The sequence below is a fragment of the Hoeflea sp. BAL378 genome, assembly GCF_000759435.1.
Taxonomy (GTDB): domain Bacteria; phylum Pseudomonadota; class Alphaproteobacteria; order Rhizobiales; family Rhizobiaceae; genus Hoeflea.
The window spans coordinates 17,090-33,371 of record NZ_JRJG01000105.1 but is presented as its reverse complement, the minus strand read 5'-3'; the positions used below and the strand labels follow the sequence as shown (position 1 = coordinate 33,371).

At 67.1% G+C, this 16,282-nt stretch carries 11 protein-coding genes and 1 tRNA gene; 5 read left to right on the top strand and 7 right to left on the bottom strand.

Annotated features, from left to right (window positions below; genetic code table 11):
• Positions 1 to 277 precede the first annotated feature (277 nt).
• From LL06_RS19500 to LL06_RS19490, 3 genes are read left to right on the top strand one after another with little or no spacing between them, the layout of a single operon-like run.
• On the top strand, positions 278 to 901 hold the full coding sequence (locus tag LL06_RS19500; protein ID WP_052161737.1) for a TetR/AcrR family transcriptional regulator: 624 nt from the start codon (positions 278 to 280) through the stop codon (positions 899 to 901).
• 11 nt (positions 902 to 912) lie between these two features.
• Positions 913 to 2,127, top strand: coding sequence for an efflux RND transporter periplasmic adaptor subunit (locus LL06_RS19495; RefSeq protein WP_052161736.1), 1,215 nt, complete (start codon positions 913 to 915; stop codon positions 2,125 to 2,127).
• 10 nt (positions 2,128 to 2,137) lie between these two features.
• Positions 2,138 to 5,425, top strand: a complete 3,288-nt coding sequence (locus tag LL06_RS19490; protein WP_035530680.1) for an efflux RND transporter permease subunit — start codon at positions 2,138 to 2,140, stop codon at positions 5,423 to 5,425.
• 78 nt (positions 5,426 to 5,503) lie between these two features.
• On the opposite strand, the gene LL06_RS19485 is transcribed toward LL06_RS19490, so the two are convergent.
• The 5 genes from LL06_RS19485 to LL06_RS19465 all read right to left on the bottom strand — a co-directional run bounded on the left by LL06_RS19485 (position 5,504) and on the right by LL06_RS19465 (position 10,037).
• The gene (locus LL06_RS19485; protein WP_035530678.1) at positions 5,504 to 6,190 is read right to left on the bottom strand and encodes an ABC transporter ATP-binding protein; all 687 of its coding nucleotides are present in this window, start codon (positions 6,188 to 6,190) and stop codon (positions 5,504 to 5,506) included.
• The gene (locus tag LL06_RS19480; protein ID WP_035530676.1) at positions 6,187 to 6,939 is read right to left on the bottom strand and encodes an ABC transporter ATP-binding protein; all 753 of its coding nucleotides are present in this window, start codon (positions 6,937 to 6,939) and stop codon (positions 6,187 to 6,189) included. The genes LL06_RS19485 and LL06_RS19480 overlap by 4 nt, the downstream gene beginning before the upstream one ends.
• Entirely contained in the window at positions 6,932 to 7,921 is a 990-nt protein-coding gene (locus LL06_RS19475; protein ID WP_035530674.1) for a branched-chain amino acid ABC transporter permease, read from the bottom strand. The genes LL06_RS19480 and LL06_RS19475 overlap by 8 nt, the downstream gene beginning before the upstream one ends.
• Positions 7,914 to 8,834 carry a branched-chain amino acid ABC transporter permease gene (locus LL06_RS19470; protein WP_035530672.1) on the bottom strand — a complete coding sequence of 307 codons (921 nt, stop codon included), beginning with the start codon at positions 8,832 to 8,834 and terminating at the stop codon, positions 7,914 to 7,916. The genes LL06_RS19475 and LL06_RS19470 overlap by 8 nt, the downstream gene beginning before the upstream one ends.
• A gap of 69 nt (positions 8,835 to 8,903) precedes the next feature.
• Positions 8,904 to 10,037, bottom strand: coding sequence for an ABC transporter substrate-binding protein (locus tag LL06_RS19465; RefSeq protein WP_152599688.1), 1,134 nt, complete (start codon positions 10,035 to 10,037; stop codon positions 8,904 to 8,906).
• A 246-nt stretch (positions 10,038 to 10,283) separates the two neighbouring features.
• On the opposite strand from LL06_RS19465, the gene LL06_RS19460 reads away from it, so the two are divergent.
• Positions 10,284 to 10,520 carry an Lrp/AsnC ligand binding domain-containing protein gene (locus tag LL06_RS19460; RefSeq protein WP_035530668.1) on the top strand — a complete coding sequence of 79 codons (237 nt, stop codon included), beginning with the start codon at positions 10,284 to 10,286 and terminating at the stop codon, positions 10,518 to 10,520.
• Between the two features lie 102 nt (positions 10,521 to 10,622).
• Here the strand turns inward: LL06_RS19460 and LL06_RS19455 are convergent.
• A tRNA-His gene (locus tag LL06_RS19455) sits at positions 10,623 to 10,699 on the bottom strand.
• A gap of 216 nt (positions 10,700 to 10,915) precedes the next feature.
• Positions 10,916 to 11,374 (bottom strand): phasin family protein, encoded by a 459-nt coding sequence (locus tag LL06_RS19450; protein WP_035530666.1) that lies wholly within the window; start codon positions 11,372 to 11,374, stop codon positions 10,916 to 10,918.
• Positions 11,375 to 11,617: 243 nt separating this feature from the next.
• Between LL06_RS19450 and LL06_RS19445 the strand changes: the two genes are divergently transcribed.
• Positions 11,618 to 15,976, top strand: coding sequence for an ATP-binding protein (locus LL06_RS19445; RefSeq protein ID WP_035530664.1), 4,359 nt, complete (start codon positions 11,618 to 11,620; stop codon positions 15,974 to 15,976).
• Positions 15,977 to 16,282: the final 306 nt, after the last annotated feature.

Below are 16,282 nucleotides of genomic sequence, written 5' to 3'. Positions count from 1 at the left end.
AATCATTTGACAGCCGCCTGAGCCGGATCGCCGGCTCCACCCCGGGTCCAGGAACGCCAAACCGCCGGAATGCCCGGGCGCCCGGCGTCCGCCACCCCTGGTGGCAGGCGCGCGGTGCACACCCTTCCGGCCACGACGGATTTGACAGGCCCCCATCTTGATGAATGAATATTCATTCACTATACTAGGAGCTGATGGATGGCGACCGCAAAGCCCGGCCCCGCCCTCCGCACGATCTGCCAGACCAATACTGACTTGCCATTTCAGGACATGCCCGATGGACACCGCCGCAGTCGACATCGCCAGCCAACGCGTTTCGGACATCCTCGAAAGGGTGAAGTCCGTCTTCGCGCTCAATGGTTTCAACGGCGCGTCGATGCAGGATCTGGCCCAGGCGGCGCAGATGAGCGTGGGCAATTTCTACCGCTATTTCCCTTCCAAGGACGCCATCATCACGGCGCTCGTCAAGCGCGACATGATGGAGATCGAAAGCCTGTTCGACGCGATCAAGGCGGCGCCCGATCCCGGCGCGATGTTGATGCATCTGCTGCGGCTCAGGATCGAGACCCTGCCGCTGGAGGACGCCGCCCTGTGGAGCGAGGTCCAGGCCGCCTCGTTCCGCAGCCCGGAAATCGCGGCGCTGATGCGCGCCATGGAAGAGACCGTGCGCACCTACATGATCCGGGCGCTGGTGCGCATCCACGGCGATGACAGCGCCGAAGCGCTTGCGACCTTCGCCATCCGCGCCAATTTCATCATGCTGCTGGTGCACGGCTTCTCCCAGCGCAAATCCTGCTCGCGCGACAGCGTCAGCCCCGAACAATCCGCCGCCGTCGCCGAGCTGGTGCTCTCGACCCTGCACGACACCATCTTCGCTCCCCCCGTCCCACCCGCCGTTTGACCGGATTTTCGATGCGCCCTCTCCTTGCCTTCGCCCTTGCCGTTTCCCTGATGCCGGCCCCGCTCGTCCTCGCCACCGCCCTGCCGACCGCGGCGCAGGACGCCCAACCCGCAGCGGCCCCCGCCGCGCAGCCGCCGGCGATCATCGCTGTGCGGGCCGTGGTGGCGCCGATCACGGACCGGGTTCTCGCCAACGGCATGATCGCCGCCGTGGAGGAAGTCCTGGTGGCGCCGCAGGTCGAGGGCCTGGCGATCGAGAGCCTCAACGCCGATGTCGGCGACCGGGTCGAAGCCGGAGCGGTGCTCGCCACCCTGTCCGACGACCAGTTGATCCTGCAGCGCAGCCAGCTCGATGCCAACCGGGCCAAGGCGCTCGCCGGCATCGCCCAGCTTGGCGCGCAGCTTGCCGAAGTCCAGTCCACGGCCGATGAGACCGTCAAGACCGCCCGGCGCGCGCGCCAGTTGGCCGAGAAGGGCACCTATTCGACCGTGCAGGCCGAGCAGGCCGAGGCGCAGGCGACCGGGGCGCTGGCCCGCATCCGCTCGGTCGAGGAATCCATCAAGGTCGCCGAGGCCGACATCACGCTGATCGACGCCCAGATCAAGGATGTCGAGCTCAGGCTGGCGCGCACCGAGGTCAAGGCGCCGGTCTCGGGCGTCATCACCGGACGCGGCGCGCGCGTCGGCTCGATTGCCGGCGCGGCCGCGGGACCGCTGTTTACGATGATCCGGGATGGCCGGCTGGAAATGCGCGCCGACATCGCCGAGGCCGACATGCAGCGGATCGCCCAGGGGCAGACCGCGCGCATCCATCTGATCGGTGCTGCGGCTCCGGTCACCGGAGAAGTCCGGCTGATCGAGCCCACGCTCAACACCACGAGCCGGCTCGGCATGGCCCGGATCGAGATCGAGGACGCCGCCGCCCTGCGCGCCGGCATGTTCGCCGACGCCGAGATCATCGTCGCCGAGCGCGACGCGGTCACGGTGCCGGTGACGTCGATCAACATGGATCCCGACGGCGCCGACGTGCTCAAGATCGAGGACGGCGTGGCGCGGCTCACCGCGGTCAAGACCGGGATCCGCGACGGCGGCCGGGTGGAAATCACCGAGGGCCTGGCCGAGGGCGATCTGATCGTCGCCAAGGCCGGGGCCTTCGTGCGCGACGGGGACCGGGTGACGCCGGTGGAAGAAACCGACAGCGGCCACGTCGCCGCGATCACCGAATAGGGCGCCCGCCATGAATTTCTCCGCCTGGGCCATCCGCAACCCGATCGCGCCGATTCTCGCATTCGCGCTGCTGACGGTTGTCGGCATCCAATCCTTCTTCACCCTGCCGATCACCCGGTTTCCCAACATCGACGTGCCGCTGGTGGCGATCACCGTGGTGCAGTCGGGCGCGGCACCCTCCGAAATGGAAGCGCAGGTGACCAAGGAGATCGAGGACGCGGTGGCCGGCATCACCGGCGTCGACGACATCGCCTCGACCGTCTCCGACGGCGTGTCGACCACCAATGTGGTCTTCCGCATGGAAGTGCCGACCGAGCAGGCCGTCCAGGACGTCAAGGACGCCATCGACCGGGTGCGCGGCGACCTGCCGGGCTCGGTGGAGGAGCCGATCGTCACCCGCGTCGACGTCGAGGGCCAGGCGATCATGACCTTCGCGGTGCACGCGCCCGACATGACGCTCGAGGAAGCCTCGTGGTTTGTCGACGACACCATCATGCGGGCGCTGCAGGGCCAGCGCGGCGTCGGCAAGGTCGAGCGCTATGGTGGCGCGGACCGCGAGATCCGCATCGAACTCGATCCGGCGCGGCTCGATTCCTACGGCATCACCGCGGCCGACGTGAACCGGCAGTTGCGCGCGACCAACGCCAATCTCGGCGGCGGACGCGGCGAGATCGGTGAGCGCGAGCAGACCATCCGCACGCTCGGCGACGCCCAGGACACGAAGGCGCTGGAGAACACCACCATCGCGCTCGCGAACGGCCGTTTCGTCCGGCTCGGCGACCTCGGCGCCGTGCGCGACACCTATGAGGAACTGAGATCCTTCGGGCGCTACAACGGCGACCAGGTGGTGGCCTTCGCGGTGTTCCGCGCCAAGGGCGCCAGCGAGATTTCGGTGGCCGAGGTGGTGACGGAGACACTCGACCAGATCCGCGCCGACAACCCCAATGTCGAGCTCGTGCCGGTCGACGACACGGTGTTCTACACCTACGGCAATTACGAATCGGCGCTGCACACGCTGGCCGAGGGATCGCTGCTGGCGATCCTCGTGGTGTTCCTGTTCCTGAGGAACTGGCGGGCGACGATGATCGCCGCCATCGCGCTGCCGCTGTCGGCGATCCCGACCTTCTATGTCATGGACCTGCTCGGCTTCTCGCTCAACCTGGTGAGTCTGCTCGCCATCACGCTGGCCACGGGCATCCTGGTCGATGATGCGATCGTCGAGGTGGAGAACATCTCGCGCCACATCCGCATGGGCAAGACGCCCTACCGGGCGGCGGTGGAGGCCGCCGACGAGATCGGGCTGGCGGTGATCGCCACCACCTTCACCATCATCGCCGTGTTCGTGCCGGTGTCGCTGATGCCCGGCATTCCGGGGCAGTATTTCAAGCAGTTCGGCATGACGGTCGCGGTGGCGGTGATGTTCTCGCTGCTGGTGGCGCGGCTGATCACACCGATGATGGCCGCCTACCTGATGCGCGACAGCGATGCGCATGAGGAGAAGGAAGGCGGCGGCCGCATCATGCAGGGCTACACCTGGCTCGTGAGCCGCACCCTGCGCTGGCGCTACACCACCCTGCTCGCGGCGATCGGATCGCTGGTGGTCGCGGTCTATTTCATGGCGCAGGTGCCGGGCTCGTTCCTGCCGCCCGAAGACGTGTCACGCGTGAGCGTCAGCGTCGAGCTGCCGCCCGGCGCGACGCTCGCCGACACCGACGCCACGACGCAGGCGATGCGCGACATCATCCAGGATGTCGAGGGCGTGGAGAGCGTGTTCATCCTGGGCGGCACCTCGCCGCGCGGCGAACTCGACATCCGCCGCGCCTCGGTCTCGGTGATGCTCAAGAAGATCGAGCACTCGATGCTCAAGAAGGTGGTCAACGGCCTGTCGGACGCGGTGCCCGGCGATTTCGTGCCGCGCATGAAGGTCAACGGCCGAACCCGCACCCAGGCCGAGATCGAAGCCGAGATCTTCGACAAGCTCGCGGTCATTCCCGACATCCGCGCCTACAAGCTCAACGATCGCGGCGACCGCGACTTGAGCTACAACGTGATCTCGACCGACAATGACGCCATCGACCGCGCCGTGGCCATCCTCGAGCCCAAGCTCAAGGCCGAAACCGTGCTCTCCTCGGTCAGCGTGTCGGGCTCCCTGCCCCGCCCCGAGGTGCAGATCCGGCCGCGGCTCGAGGAGGCCGCCCGGCTCGGCGTCACCACGGCGCAGATCGCCGAGACCGTGCGCGTCGCCACCATCGGCGACGTCGACGCGGCGCTCGCCAAGATCTCGCTCGACAACCGTCAGATTCCGATCCGGGTGCAGCTCGACCCGGTCTACCGGACCGACATCGACCGGCTCGCCAATCTCAGGGTCGCCACCTCCAAGGGGGTGTCGGTGCCGCTCAAGAGCGTGGCCGACATCATCATCACCCAGGGTCCCTCGACCATCAAGCGCTTCAACCGGGAGCGGCAGGCGACCATCGGCGCCAGCCTGCCGATCGGCGTGGCGCTGAACACGGCCAAGGAGCGGTTCAACGCGGTGGTCAGCTCCACCGAGCTGCCGGCCGGCGTGCAGGTGCTGGAATCGGGCGACGCCGAGGTTCAGAACGAACTGATGACCAGCTTCCAGAACGCCATGCTGATGGGGCTCTTGCTGGTGCTCACCGTGCTGATCCTTCTGTTCAAGGACGTCATCCAGCCGTTCACCATCCTGTTCTCGCTGCCGCTCGCCATCGGCGGCGTGGCGGCGGGCCTGATCCTCACCGGCAATGCGCTATCGATGCCGGTGCTGATCGGCATCCTGATGCTGATGGGCATCGTCACCAAGAACGCCATCCTGCTCGTGGATTTCGCCGTCGAGCTGATCCGCTCGGGGCGCAACCGCGTCGACGCCATGATCGAGGCCGGCCAGAAGCGCGCCCGGCCGATCGTCATGACCTCGATCGCCATGTCGGCGGGCATGCTGCCGAGCGCGCTGGGCGTCGGCGAAGGCGGATCGTTTCGCTCGCCGATGGCAATCGCGGTGATCGGCGGCATCATCGTCTCGACGATGCTGAGCCTTGTCGTGGTGCCCTCGTTCTTCCTGATCATGGACGACCTGTCGCGGCTCCTGCGCCGGATCTTCGGCCGCCTGGTCGGCCCCAGCGAGGAAGAGGCCGAGACCATGGAGCCCGGGGCGATGACCGCGGCGCTGAGCGAGAATGCCGGAGAGCTCGCCGACCTGCGCGCGCGGCTGGCGGAGCTCGAACGCCAGGCCGGGCCGAGGCCGCCGAAACTGGTGGTGTCGCAGCAGGCGGCGGAGTAGCGGGACCCGGGTTCCGGGAACTGCGGTTGCGTGCTTGGCCTTCGGACCGGCGTGAACGCCGGTCCGGTTCACCCAGGCTCAGACGCCGAGGAACTCGGTCTCGATCTCGCGGGTGAGGCCCGCGGGCGTGCCGGTCCAGACGCTCTGGCCGCGCGCGAGGATGACGCAGCGGTCGGCCACCGCGCGCAGTTCCGAGAACGCCTTGTCGATCACCAGGATCGACTGGCCGCCCTGCTTGAGCAGGGCGATCGCCGCCCAGATCTCATGGCGGACCACCGGCGCCAGCCCCTCGGTCGCCTCATCGAGGATGAGCAGCCGCGGATTGGTCATCAGCGCGCGCGCGATCGCCAGCATCTGCTGCTCGCCGCCCGAAAGCGTGGCGGCGGTCTGGCCCATGCGTTCGCCCAGGCGCGGAAACAGCGCGGTCGCCCGGTCGATGGTCCAGGGCCCGGGGCGGGCCGAGGCCATCAGGTTTTCGGCCACCGTCAGCCCCGCGAAACAGCGGCGGCCCTCGGGCGCGAGCCCAATGCCGAGCCGGGCGGCGCGGAACGAGGGCAGCGCCGCCAGATCGTGTCCGTCGAAGCGGATCTCGCCGCGCGTGGTGCGGAGCATGCGGGTGATGGCGCGCACGGTGGTGGTCTTGCCCATGCCGTTGCGGCCCATCAGCGCCACCAGTTCGCCCTCGGCAATCTCCAGATCGACGCCGAACAGCGCCTGCGAGGCGCCGTAGAAGGCCTCGAGCCGTCTGACCTCAAGCAGGCTCATGCCTCGTCCTCCCCGAGATAGGCGGCGCGGACTTCCGGATGCGTGCGGATCTCGTCGGCCTTGCCGCGGGCGATGATGCGGCCGGCGACCAGCACCGAGATGCGGTCGGCCAACTGGAACACCGCATCCATGTCGTGCTCGATCAGGAGGATCGGCGCCTCGCGACGCAGATTGTCGAGGAAGCCGATGAGGCGGCTCGAGCCTTCCTGGCCGAGGCCCGCCATCGGCTCGTCCATCAGGAAGATGCGCGGCCGCATGGCGAGCGCCATGGCGATCTCCAGAAGCCGCTTCTCGCCGTGGGAAAGTTCGCTGACGCGGACCGCGGCGCGGTCGGCGAGGCCGACGCGCTCGAGCGCCTGCATGGCCTCGCCGGTCAGCTCCCGGTCGCGGCTCACCTGCCTGACGAAGCCGAACACCGACCGGTGGCGCGCCTGGGCCGCCAGCATGACATTGCCGCGGGCGGAGAATTCCGGAATGAGCGAAGACACCTGGAAGGTGCGGGTGAGGCCCAGTCGTGCGCGGGCGATCTGGTCGAGGCCGTTGATCTCGCGGCCGTCGAAGCGGATCGAGCCCGAATTGGCGGCGAGTTCGCCGGCGACCAGCTTGATCAGGCTCGACTTGCCGGCGCCGTTGGGGCCGATCAGGGCGTGGATCTCGCCCGGGCGCAGATCGAGGTCGACGCCGTCGGTGACCTTGAGCGCGCCGAAGGACTTGGTCAGGCCCTTGAGCTCCAGCACCGGCTCAATCATGGCGCGCCCTCCCCGCCACCAGGCCGATGAAGCCGCCGCGGGCGAACAGCACCACGCCGAGCAGCGCCGCGCCCAGGAAGAACTGCCAGTGTTCGGTGAAGCTGCCGAAGACGTGCTCGAACAGCACGAACAGGCAGGCGCCCACCACCGGGCCGAACAGTCGGGCGACGCCGCCCAGGATGATGAACACCATGATCTCGCCCGACAGGTGCCAGGACATCATCGAGGGGCTGACGAAGCGGTTGAGATCGACATAGAGCGCGCCGGCGAGGCCGGTCACCATGCCCGAGATCACGAAAGCGGCGAGCTTGATCCGGTAGGGCGACAGGCCGAGGGCGGCAACGCGGCCTTCATTCTGTCGGACCGCCTGCAGGGCGATGCCGAAGCGCGCGCCGGTCATCCGCCACTGGGCGAGGAGCACCAGCATCAGCACCCCGTAGCAGAGCAGGAAGAAATCGAGCGGCCTGAGCGTGTTGACGCCGGGAAAGGCATTGCGGACATAGATCGACAACCCGTCCTCGCCGCCATAGGCCGGCCAGGAGATGGCGAAGAAGAAGAGCATCTGGGCGAAGGCCAGCGTGATCATGATGAAATAGACGCCGGAAGTCCTCAGACTGAGCGCCCCGATCACCAGCGCCGCCAGGCCCGAGACCAGCACCGCCACCAGCCACAGCACCAGCATCTGGTTGCTGCCGTTGACGGTGAAAGGCCAGGTCATCAGCGGCTCGTAGGTCTGGTGGTGGCTGGCGAGAATGCCCACCGCATAGCCGCCGAGCCCGAAGAAGGCGGCATGGCCGAAGGAGACCAGCCCGCCGAGCCCGAGCGCGATGTTCAGCCCGACGCCGGCGAGCGCCAGGATGGTGGCGCGGGTGGCGAGCGTGACCAGGAAGGGTTCGTCGGCGAAATGCGCGATCAGCGGCCCGCCGAGCAGGATCAGCGCCAGCACGATGTTGAGTCGGTGTTCGGTGACAAGATCACGCATTGGCGGGAAACAACCCCTTGGGCTTGAACACCAGCACGGCGGCCATCAGCAGGTAGATCAGCATCGAGGCCACCGCCGAGCCGACGCCGGCGGCATCGGAGGCGCCCATCACGGTGGAGAGAAGCGTGGGCAGCAGGAAACGGCCCATGGTGTCGACAACGCCGACGATCAGGGCCGCAATCAGCGCGCCGCGGATCGAGCCGATGCCGCCGATGACGATGACCACGAAGGCGAGGATCAGCACCGGTTCGCCCATGCCGATCTGCACCGACTGGATGGCGCCGACCAGCGCGCCGGCGAAGCCCGCGAGCGCGGCGCCGAGCGCAAAGACGACCGTGTAGAGAAAGCGGATGTCGACGCCGAGCGCCGCGATCATTTCGCGATCGGACTCGCCGGCGCGGATCTGCATGCCGAGCCGCGTGCGGCTGATCAAAAGGCCGAGGCCGGCGGCCACGGCGAGGCCGGCGACGATCAGCGCCAGCCGGTAGGCCGGATAGGGCAGGCCTCCGGGCAGCATCACCGGACCGGTGAGAAACGCGGGCGGATCGAGATAGAGCGGGAACGAGCCGAACAGGAAGCGCACGCCTTCCGAGAACATCAGCACCAGCGCGAAGGTGGCCAGCACCTGATCGAGGTGATCGCGGTCATAGAGCCTGCGGATCACCACCATCTCGACCAGGGCGCCGAGCGCGGCGGCTGCCGCCAGGCTGGCGATCAGGCCGAGCCAGAACGACCCGGTCCAGGCGGCGACCGCGGCGCAGACGAAGCCGCCGACCATGAACAGCGAGCCATGGGCGAGATTGATCAGACCCATGACGCCGAAAATCAGGGTGAGGCCGGCGGCCATCAGGAACAGCATGACGCCGAGCTGCAGACCGTTGAGGATTTGTTCCAGAAAAAGGGCAACGGTCATGGTCTGCCGGGCTCTCGTCAGCGCAAGGAGAAGGCCCGGGCGGCGTGTCCGCCCGGGTTCGAGAGAAGATTACATCTTGCAGTCGGCGGCGTAGGCGTCGGCGCGGTCGGTGAGCGCGGTGCCGACCAGCTTGTTGGTGTAGATGTCACCTTCCTTGATCACTTCGCGGACATGGATGTCCTGGATCGGGTGATGGTTGGGGCCGAAGCTGAACTTGCCGCGAACCGACTTGAAATCGGCGGCTTCCAGCGCCTTGCGGAACGCATCCTGATCGCTGACGGGGGCGACGGCCAGGGCCGAGATCAGCAGGCTGGCGGTGTCATAGCCCTGCGCGGCGTAGATCGACGGCAGGCGGTTGTATTCGGCCTGGTAGGCGGCGACGAAGTCCTTGTTGGCCTGGTTGTCGAGATCCTTCGACCAGGTCGAGGTGTTCTTGACGCCGAGCGCCGCGTCGCCGACGGCCTGCAGGATGTTCTGGTCGAAGGAGAAGGCGGGGCCGATCAGCGGCACACCGACGCCGGCGCCGGCATACTGCTTCATGAAGGCGATGCCCATGCCGCCGGGAAGGAAGAAGAAGACGCCGTCGGCGCCGGACGCGCGGATCTGGGCGATCTCGTTGGCGTAGTCGGTGGCGCCCAGTTCGGTGTAGACCTCGTTGGCGATCTCGCCCTTGTAGAAGCGCTTGAAGCCGGCCAGCGAATCCTTGCCCGCCGGATAGTTCGGCGCCATGATGAACACCTTCTTCATGCCCGCGGTGTTGGCGTATTCGCCCGCGCCTTCATGCAGATTGTCGTTCTGGTAGGAGACCGAGAAATAGTTCGGGTTGCAGCCTGCGCCGGCGAGCGCCGAGGGTGCGGCATTGGTGGAGAGATAGAACTTGCCCTGGGCCACGGTCGAGGGCACGACGGCCATGGCGAGGTTGGACCAGATGATGCCGGTCATGATGTCGACCTTGTCGGACTGGATCAGCTTGTCGGCCAGTTGCACGGCCAGATCCGGCTTCAAGGCGTCGTCCTCGACAATGACCTCGATGTCCTTGGCGCCGGACTGCTTGATGGCGAGCATGAAGCCATCGCGGGTATCCAGGCCGATCGCCGCGCCACCGCCGGAGAGGGTCGTGATCATGCCGACCTTGACGGGCTCGGCGGCGGAAACCGCGACACTGGCGATCAGCGACACGGCGGTTGTCAGTCCCAAAAGCATCTTGTTCATTGAACGTCCTCTCTGTGTTTGATGCCGGGCCGGCCCTTGTTTCGGTCCGCTCCCTGCAACATTATCCCCGGCGGGCCCCTTTTTATGGGCCGTTGCAGGGGAGCTTAACAGCCGTATCGGATAATTCCAGTACTTTTTTAAGCTTAAAGCATTTGTGCGCGGATTGTGGCCTTGCGCCCCGCGCGCGGGCATGGTTCCAAGGGGAGACCAGCCATACGGAACAGAAGGAGACCGGCGATGCAGTGTTTTTTCGTGGAGTTCCAATGCAAGCTCGGACAGGCCTATCCGGTCGCCGAGGAAATCGCCAACCGCGAGATCGCTTCCGAGATCTACTCGGTCAGCGGCCAGTTCGACCTGATGGCAAAATTCTACATCGACGATGACGTCGATATCGGCCGGTTCATCGCCGACAATGTGCACACGATCCCGGGCGTCGAGCGGACGCACACGATCCTGACATTCAAGGCGTTCTGAGCTTGGGCAAGGCGTTCTGAGCGGGGGAGCGCGAAAGCCCGAGGGCTGCGGCTGTTGCGCCGGCAGGAAGGCGATTGATTTCGACGCTGCGCCAGGAAGAAATGGTACGATTGGGTGGGCTCGAACCACCGACCTCCGGATCCACAATCCGGCGCTCTAACCAACTGAGCTACAACCGCACGCCACCGGGCAAGGACGCTGTCCAAGCCGCGTTTATGCCGCTGACATACGGCGGCAAAGTCGATTTTGCAAGAGGATTTTGCCCGGATCGGGTCATTTTGGGGGTGTGGAAAACCACACGGCAAAAGGCCGGCCCCTCGTGCTCCGACAGAGGGTGACCCTCTGTCGGCGTTGCACGTCCGGGTCCGGCCTTCGCCAGTTCTCGCCGATGCGGCTCAGGCGACCTTGATCTCGTTCATGGTCTTTTCGGCCACGGTCTTGGTCGGCTTGGAGACGTCTTCGGCCACCTTGCGGGCGGCTTCCTGCATGATCTTGGCCTGGTCGACCATCATCTCGGCCTGCTTGCGGAAGAAGCTGGTCTGCAGTTCGATCATCTGGGCGACCGACTTGACGCCGAGCAGGGCTTCCATGTGCGAGAGCGAATGCTCGACATTGCCGCGGGCGGCGTCGATGGCCTTGAGGCTCAGTTCGACGGTGCCGGCCTGGGCGTTTTCCAGCGTGGCTTCGATCGCCTTGGTGGCTTCCTCGGCGGAAGACTTGACCTTGGCATAGGCTTCCTTGGTCTGGTTGACGGATTTGTCAGCCATTTCGCGGTAGCCGTCGGCCATCTTGGTCATGTCGAAGGCCGGGAATTCGAAGACGTCTGCGGTGGTTGCGGTTTTCTTGGTCGCCATGTCGCTTCTCCTTGAAGGATCCTGGGACCGTTCATGGCCCCGTTTCGATTTCAGATAGACCCTAGCACAGATTATGGTGCATTGCAACATATCTTGTGCAACGCACCATGCGTTAACCGTTTATTGACAAATTGCCGCTGCGACACGGTGGCTTGCTGGACCCGCGCTGGCGTCAAAGCTATTAATTAAATCTTAATACGCCCGTTTCCCGGGCGCAATCTGGCCGAAACTGGAATTCAGCCCATGCAGGCTCATCATTATCCGTTCATCGATCTCGCCGTTCATCCCTCGGTCAGGGACCGCTTCGCCAAGGGCGACGCCGTGGCCGTGCTGAGCGCGGATCTGGGGGCGGTGCTGTGGGCCAATGGCGCGGCCGCGGGCCTGTTCGGCTTCGACAACATCTACGACGCGCTGGACGAAGGCCTGGCGGGCCAGGCCGCGACACGGCGGCAGATCGAAAGCGCGCTCAGCGGCCTGCGCCGCACGGCCCGGCCGCAGGCCTTCATGATGCGGCTGTCGTCGGGCTTCTCGCGGGCGATGACGCCGGCGACGCTCGAGGACATCACCCTGCCCGACGGCGAGCGGGCGCTGCTGCTCGTCAGCAGCCAGAGTGGCAAGATCCTGGCGCCGGGCGTGCGCGCCCGCCAGATCATTTCCGGCTTCGAGGGAACCGGCACCCATGTCGCCGTGCTCGACCGCGACGGCACGGTGCTGGCCGCGACCAGCACCTTCGATGAGATCGGCCTTGCTCAAAGCGAGATCAGCCGGATGATCGCGGACGTGGCCGAGGATCCCGACCGCCTGGTCAAGCGCATGACCGAGGCGCGCAACGGACCGATGCCGACCGCCATCGGCAGGCTCGCCGATGACCCGGCGCTGCACCTGCTGTTTGCCGTCGAGGCATCGCCGGTCGAGGACGCGGACGAGGCGCCGCAGGACGTTGCCGAGCCGGTCGAGGACGACGCCGCATCCGACGCGACCACAGGTGAGGCCGGGCCGGAGCCCGAAGATTTGGCGCGTCCCGACTGGCAGTCGGGCGCGGACGACGCTTCCGAGGGCGCAGGGGATCATTCCCCCGCCCCCGTCATGGACGACGATTCCGCCCGCCGAACCGATGCCGACGAGGCACCCGCCTTCGACGACGCGTCCGATGCCGCGGCCTCTTCCGAAGATGACGTCGCTTCGCCCGAACGGGAGACCGACACCGCCGCGGCGGATGCCGGCCTTGAGACCGAGCGGGAAAGCCAGGCCCCGGCGCCGCGCCGGCCCCAATTCGACATCAGCCGCATCCGCGCCGAACTCAATGCGCGGCTTGCGAAGGCCCGCGCCGAGGAGGCGCTCGAGGAGCAGCAGGTTCCGCCGCCCTTCGCCGATGCGCGCAATCTCGTGTCGGGCTTCGAGGCCGACGGCGAAACCGATGCCGATGTTCTGACGGAGATCGATGCCGGCGGCGAGGCCGGACCGGACACGACCCCGGAGGCCGGTCCCTACAGCGACGCGGAACCGGACGCCGGAACAGCCTCGCCGGCCGGCGAGGCTTTGGAGGAGCCTCTCGGCGCGGCCGAGGAGCCCGAGGATCAGGTTCCGGCAACCGACGGGGACGAAGCCGCGGATGCGGCCCAGCCTGAGCAACCGGAGGCAACGGCCCCTGCCGGGACGCACACCGAGGAGGAGCAGACCGCCACCGCGGCACGGGAGTTCCGCTTCGACCCCAACCGCAAGCCGGCGCGCTTCGTCTGGAAGATCAATCGCGACGGCAAGTTCAGCGACGTCTCGCCCGAATTCGCCGCCGCCGTGGGTCCGCATTCGGCCGATATCGTCGGCCGCAGTTTCCCGGACCTGGCGCGGGTGTTCAATCTCGACCCGGACCATGTCATCACCGAACTCCTGAACCGCCGCGACACATGGTCAGGCAAGACCGTCTACTGGCCGATCCAGGGGACGTCGCTGGTGACGCCGGTGGATCTGGCGGCCCTGCCGACCTATACCCGCGACCGCCAGTTCGACGGGTTCCGCGGCTTCGGCATCGTCAGGATCGGCGAGACCCGGCCCGATCCCGAGGCGCTGGGCCTGGCGCTGGTGCCCGGCGCGCCTCTCCGCCCTGCCCCCGAGACCCCGGCCGAAGACCGGACCGAAACCGGCGACGCAGACCAAGCGCAGGCGCCGTCCCGCGAGGATGTGCCCGGTGTCGACGACGCCGATCTCGAGATCGCCGATCTTGACCGGGACACGGACGACCTCGCCCGCATGGACGGCGCCGAAGGCGTGGACGCAGACGACACCGGCGCGGCCGGGCAAGACCAGCCCGACGCCGAGCCAGAGGATCCGTTCCGGGGCGAGCGGCCGGCGATCCGGCTGGTCGAAACCCCGATGCGCCGCGACAGCGACAAGATCATCGACCTCGAAACGCGGCGGACGCGGACGCGCGACGGCCTGTCACCCGGCGAACAGGCGGCATTCCGGGAGATCGGCGTGCGCCTGACCGAATTCACGGCGCCTGCAGCCGGGACATCGCTGACCGACGCCACCGACACCGAAGCCACGCCGGATGCGCCGGAAGACCGGCCGGTGTTCGGCAAACGCCAGTCGCTGCGCGGCGAACCGGGCCAGGCCGACAGCGAGGGCAGTTTCGACGGCGATCCCCTGGATGAAACCGGCAAGACCGTGGACGAGCCCGCGGGCGAAGCCGATGACGTCGGCGCCGGCGCCGCGGACCGCGATGCAGCCATCGGCGAGATCACGGCACTGACAGAGGATCGGGCCGAGGACGCGGCGGAGCCCAGGGAAGAAGTCGACACCGACGCCCCTGCGCATGCGCATGCGCCTGAAGCCGGCTGGAGCGAGCCGGCGGCGGAAAGGAGCGCGCGGGAAACCGAAGGGTCCCAGCCCGCGGACGGATCGACAGAGCCCGAGGCCCGGTCTGCCGAGCCCGCTTCTGTCGAACCCCAGATCATCGAACGGGTGGTCGTCGAACCTCTGCCGTCGGCCTTCGCCTTGCCGGCCCGCCAGGTGATGCAGACGGGGCTCGACGCGGCCCTGGTCGACGCCATCCCGGCGGCGCTTCTGGTGCATTCGGGCGACGCGCTGATCCACGCCAATGCCGAATTCCTCGACCTGACCGGCTATTCCTCGCTCACCCAGCTTGCCGCGCGTGGCGGACTGGATCACCTGCTCGACCGGCCCGACGACGAGGCGGCCCCCGCCGATGGCGGCATGCTCGTGCGGCGCGGCGACGGCACATCGCTCAAGGTCACCGCCCGGCTCCGGTCGGTCAACTGGGGCGCCGGACAGGCGCTGCTGCTGGCGCTGGCGCCAATCCCGCCTGCGGCGTCGCTGGAGACCGCGGCCGTGATCACGCCGACCGAAGCGGAAGCGCTGGCGGCTGACGACGAGCCGGACGAATTCGCGGCCGAAGAGCCAGGCGAACCCGGCAGCGCGGCCTCCGCCCCCCTGCCCGAGGCCGGCGAGACCGATGCGGCGGCGCTGAAGATCGAGGCGCAGGAGCTGCGCTCGATCCTGGAGACCGCCACCGACGGCGTGGTGATCCTCGACGATGACGGCACCATCCGCTCGATGAACGGCTCGGCCTGCGCGCTGTTCAACTACAATGAGAGCGAAACCCAGGGCCAGCCCTTCGCCATGCTGTTTGCCCATGAGAGCCAGCGCGCGGTGATGGACTATGTCTCCGGGCTCGCCGAACACGGCGTGTCGAGCGTGCTCAATGACGGGCGCGAAGTGATCGGCCGCGAGGCCGCGGGCGGCTTCCTGCCGCTGTTCATGACCATCGGCAGGCTGTCGGGCTCCAACGGCTATTGCGCGGTGCTGCGCGACATCACCCAGTGGAAGCGCACGGAAGAGGAGCTGCGCACCGCCAAGCGCGCCGCCGAGACCGCCAATTCGCACAAGTCGGATTTCCTCGCCCGCGTCAGCCACGAGATCCGCACGCCGCTCAACGCCATCATCGGGTTTTCCGAGATGATGGTGGAAGAGCGCTTCGGCCCGATCGGCAGCCCGCGCTATCTCGAATATGCCCATGACATCGGCAATTCCGGCAAGCATGTGCTCGACATCGTCAACGATCTGCTCGACATTTCCAAGATCGAGGCGGGCCAGGAGCAGATGGAGTTCGTCGCCGTCTCGCTCAACGAGCATCTCGCCGAAAGCGTGTCGCTGTTGCAGCCGATGGCCAACAGCCAGCGGGTGATCATCCGCACCAGCCTGTCGGTGAGCGTGCCGGAAGTGGTGGCCGACCGGCGCTCGATCAAGCAGATCGCGCTCAACCTGTTGTCCAACGCCATCCGCTTCACCCCCTCGGGCGGGCAGATCGTGGTGTCGACCTCCTACGAGCCTTCGGGCAACGTGGTCATCCGCATCCGCGACACCGGCATCGGCATGAACCGCAAGGAACTCGAGCAGGCGATGAAGCCCTTCGGCCAGGTCGGCCCCGGTCCGCGGCAGCGCGGCGAGGGTACAGGCCTCGGCCTGCCGCTCACCAAGGCGATGGTGGAGGCCAACCGCGCCCAGTTCGACATCGTCTCGACGCCGAGCGAAGGCACGCTGGTGTCGATCTCGTTCCCGCCGCAGCGGGTGCTGGCCGACTGAGACCGCGGCGCGGCGACCGGACGGCCGGCTGCCCGGACAAAAAAACGGGGACCCGCGAGGATCCCCGTCAAATTTGCATCAGTGCTAACCAACACCGTGGAAAGCGAAGCTATCCAAAGGGTGATGCGAGTCATGGCCCGCAAACCCTTACCGGCTCCTTTCCAGCATACTTAAGTTTTTACTGATATGGAGTTCATTCGCCGGGTTTGGTTAAAATCAGCGGCAAGGTTTTGTTAAGGAATGGGCGACGCCGCGATGCGCGGAGGGCGTCGATCACGGGAAGAACGCGGACTCGGGCCGGGCCAC

Coding starts and splice junctions, on each gene's coding strand:
- LL06_RS19445 (WP_035530664.1), top strand. CDS start 11,618: ATGCAGGCTCATCATTATCCGTTCATCGATCTCGCCGTTCATCCCTCG.
- LL06_RS19490 (WP_035530680.1), top strand. CDS start 2,138: ATGAATTTCTCCGCCTGGGCCATCCGCAACCCGATCGCGCCGATTCTC.
- LL06_RS19470 (WP_035530672.1), bottom strand. CDS start 8,834: ATGACCGTTGCCCTTTTTCTGGAACAAATCCTCAACGGTCTGCAGCTC.
- LL06_RS19500 (WP_052161737.1), top strand. CDS start 278: ATGGACACCGCCGCAGTCGACATCGCCAGCCAACGCGTTTCGGACATC.
- LL06_RS19460 (WP_035530668.1), top strand. CDS start 10,284: ATGCAGTGTTTTTTCGTGGAGTTCCAATGCAAGCTCGGACAGGCCTAT.
- LL06_RS19495 (WP_052161736.1), top strand. CDS start 913: ATGCGCCCTCTCCTTGCCTTCGCCCTTGCCGTTTCCCTGATGCCGGCC.
- LL06_RS19480 (WP_035530676.1), bottom strand. CDS start 6,939: ATGATTGAGCCGGTGCTGGAGCTCAAGGGCCTGACCAAGTCCTTCGGC.
- LL06_RS19475 (WP_035530674.1), bottom strand. CDS start 7,921: ATGCGTGATCTTGTCACCGAACACCGACTCAACATCGTGCTGGCGCTG.
- LL06_RS19465 (WP_152599688.1), bottom strand. CDS start 10,037: ATGCTTTTGGGACTGACAACCGCCGTGTCGCTGATCGCCAGTGTCGCG.
- LL06_RS19450 (WP_035530666.1), bottom strand. CDS start 11,374: ATGGCGACCAAGAAAACCGCAACCACCGCAGACGTCTTCGAATTCCCG.
- LL06_RS19485 (WP_035530678.1), bottom strand. CDS start 6,190: ATGAGCCTGCTTGAGGTCAGACGGCTCGAGGCCTTCTACGGCGCCTCG.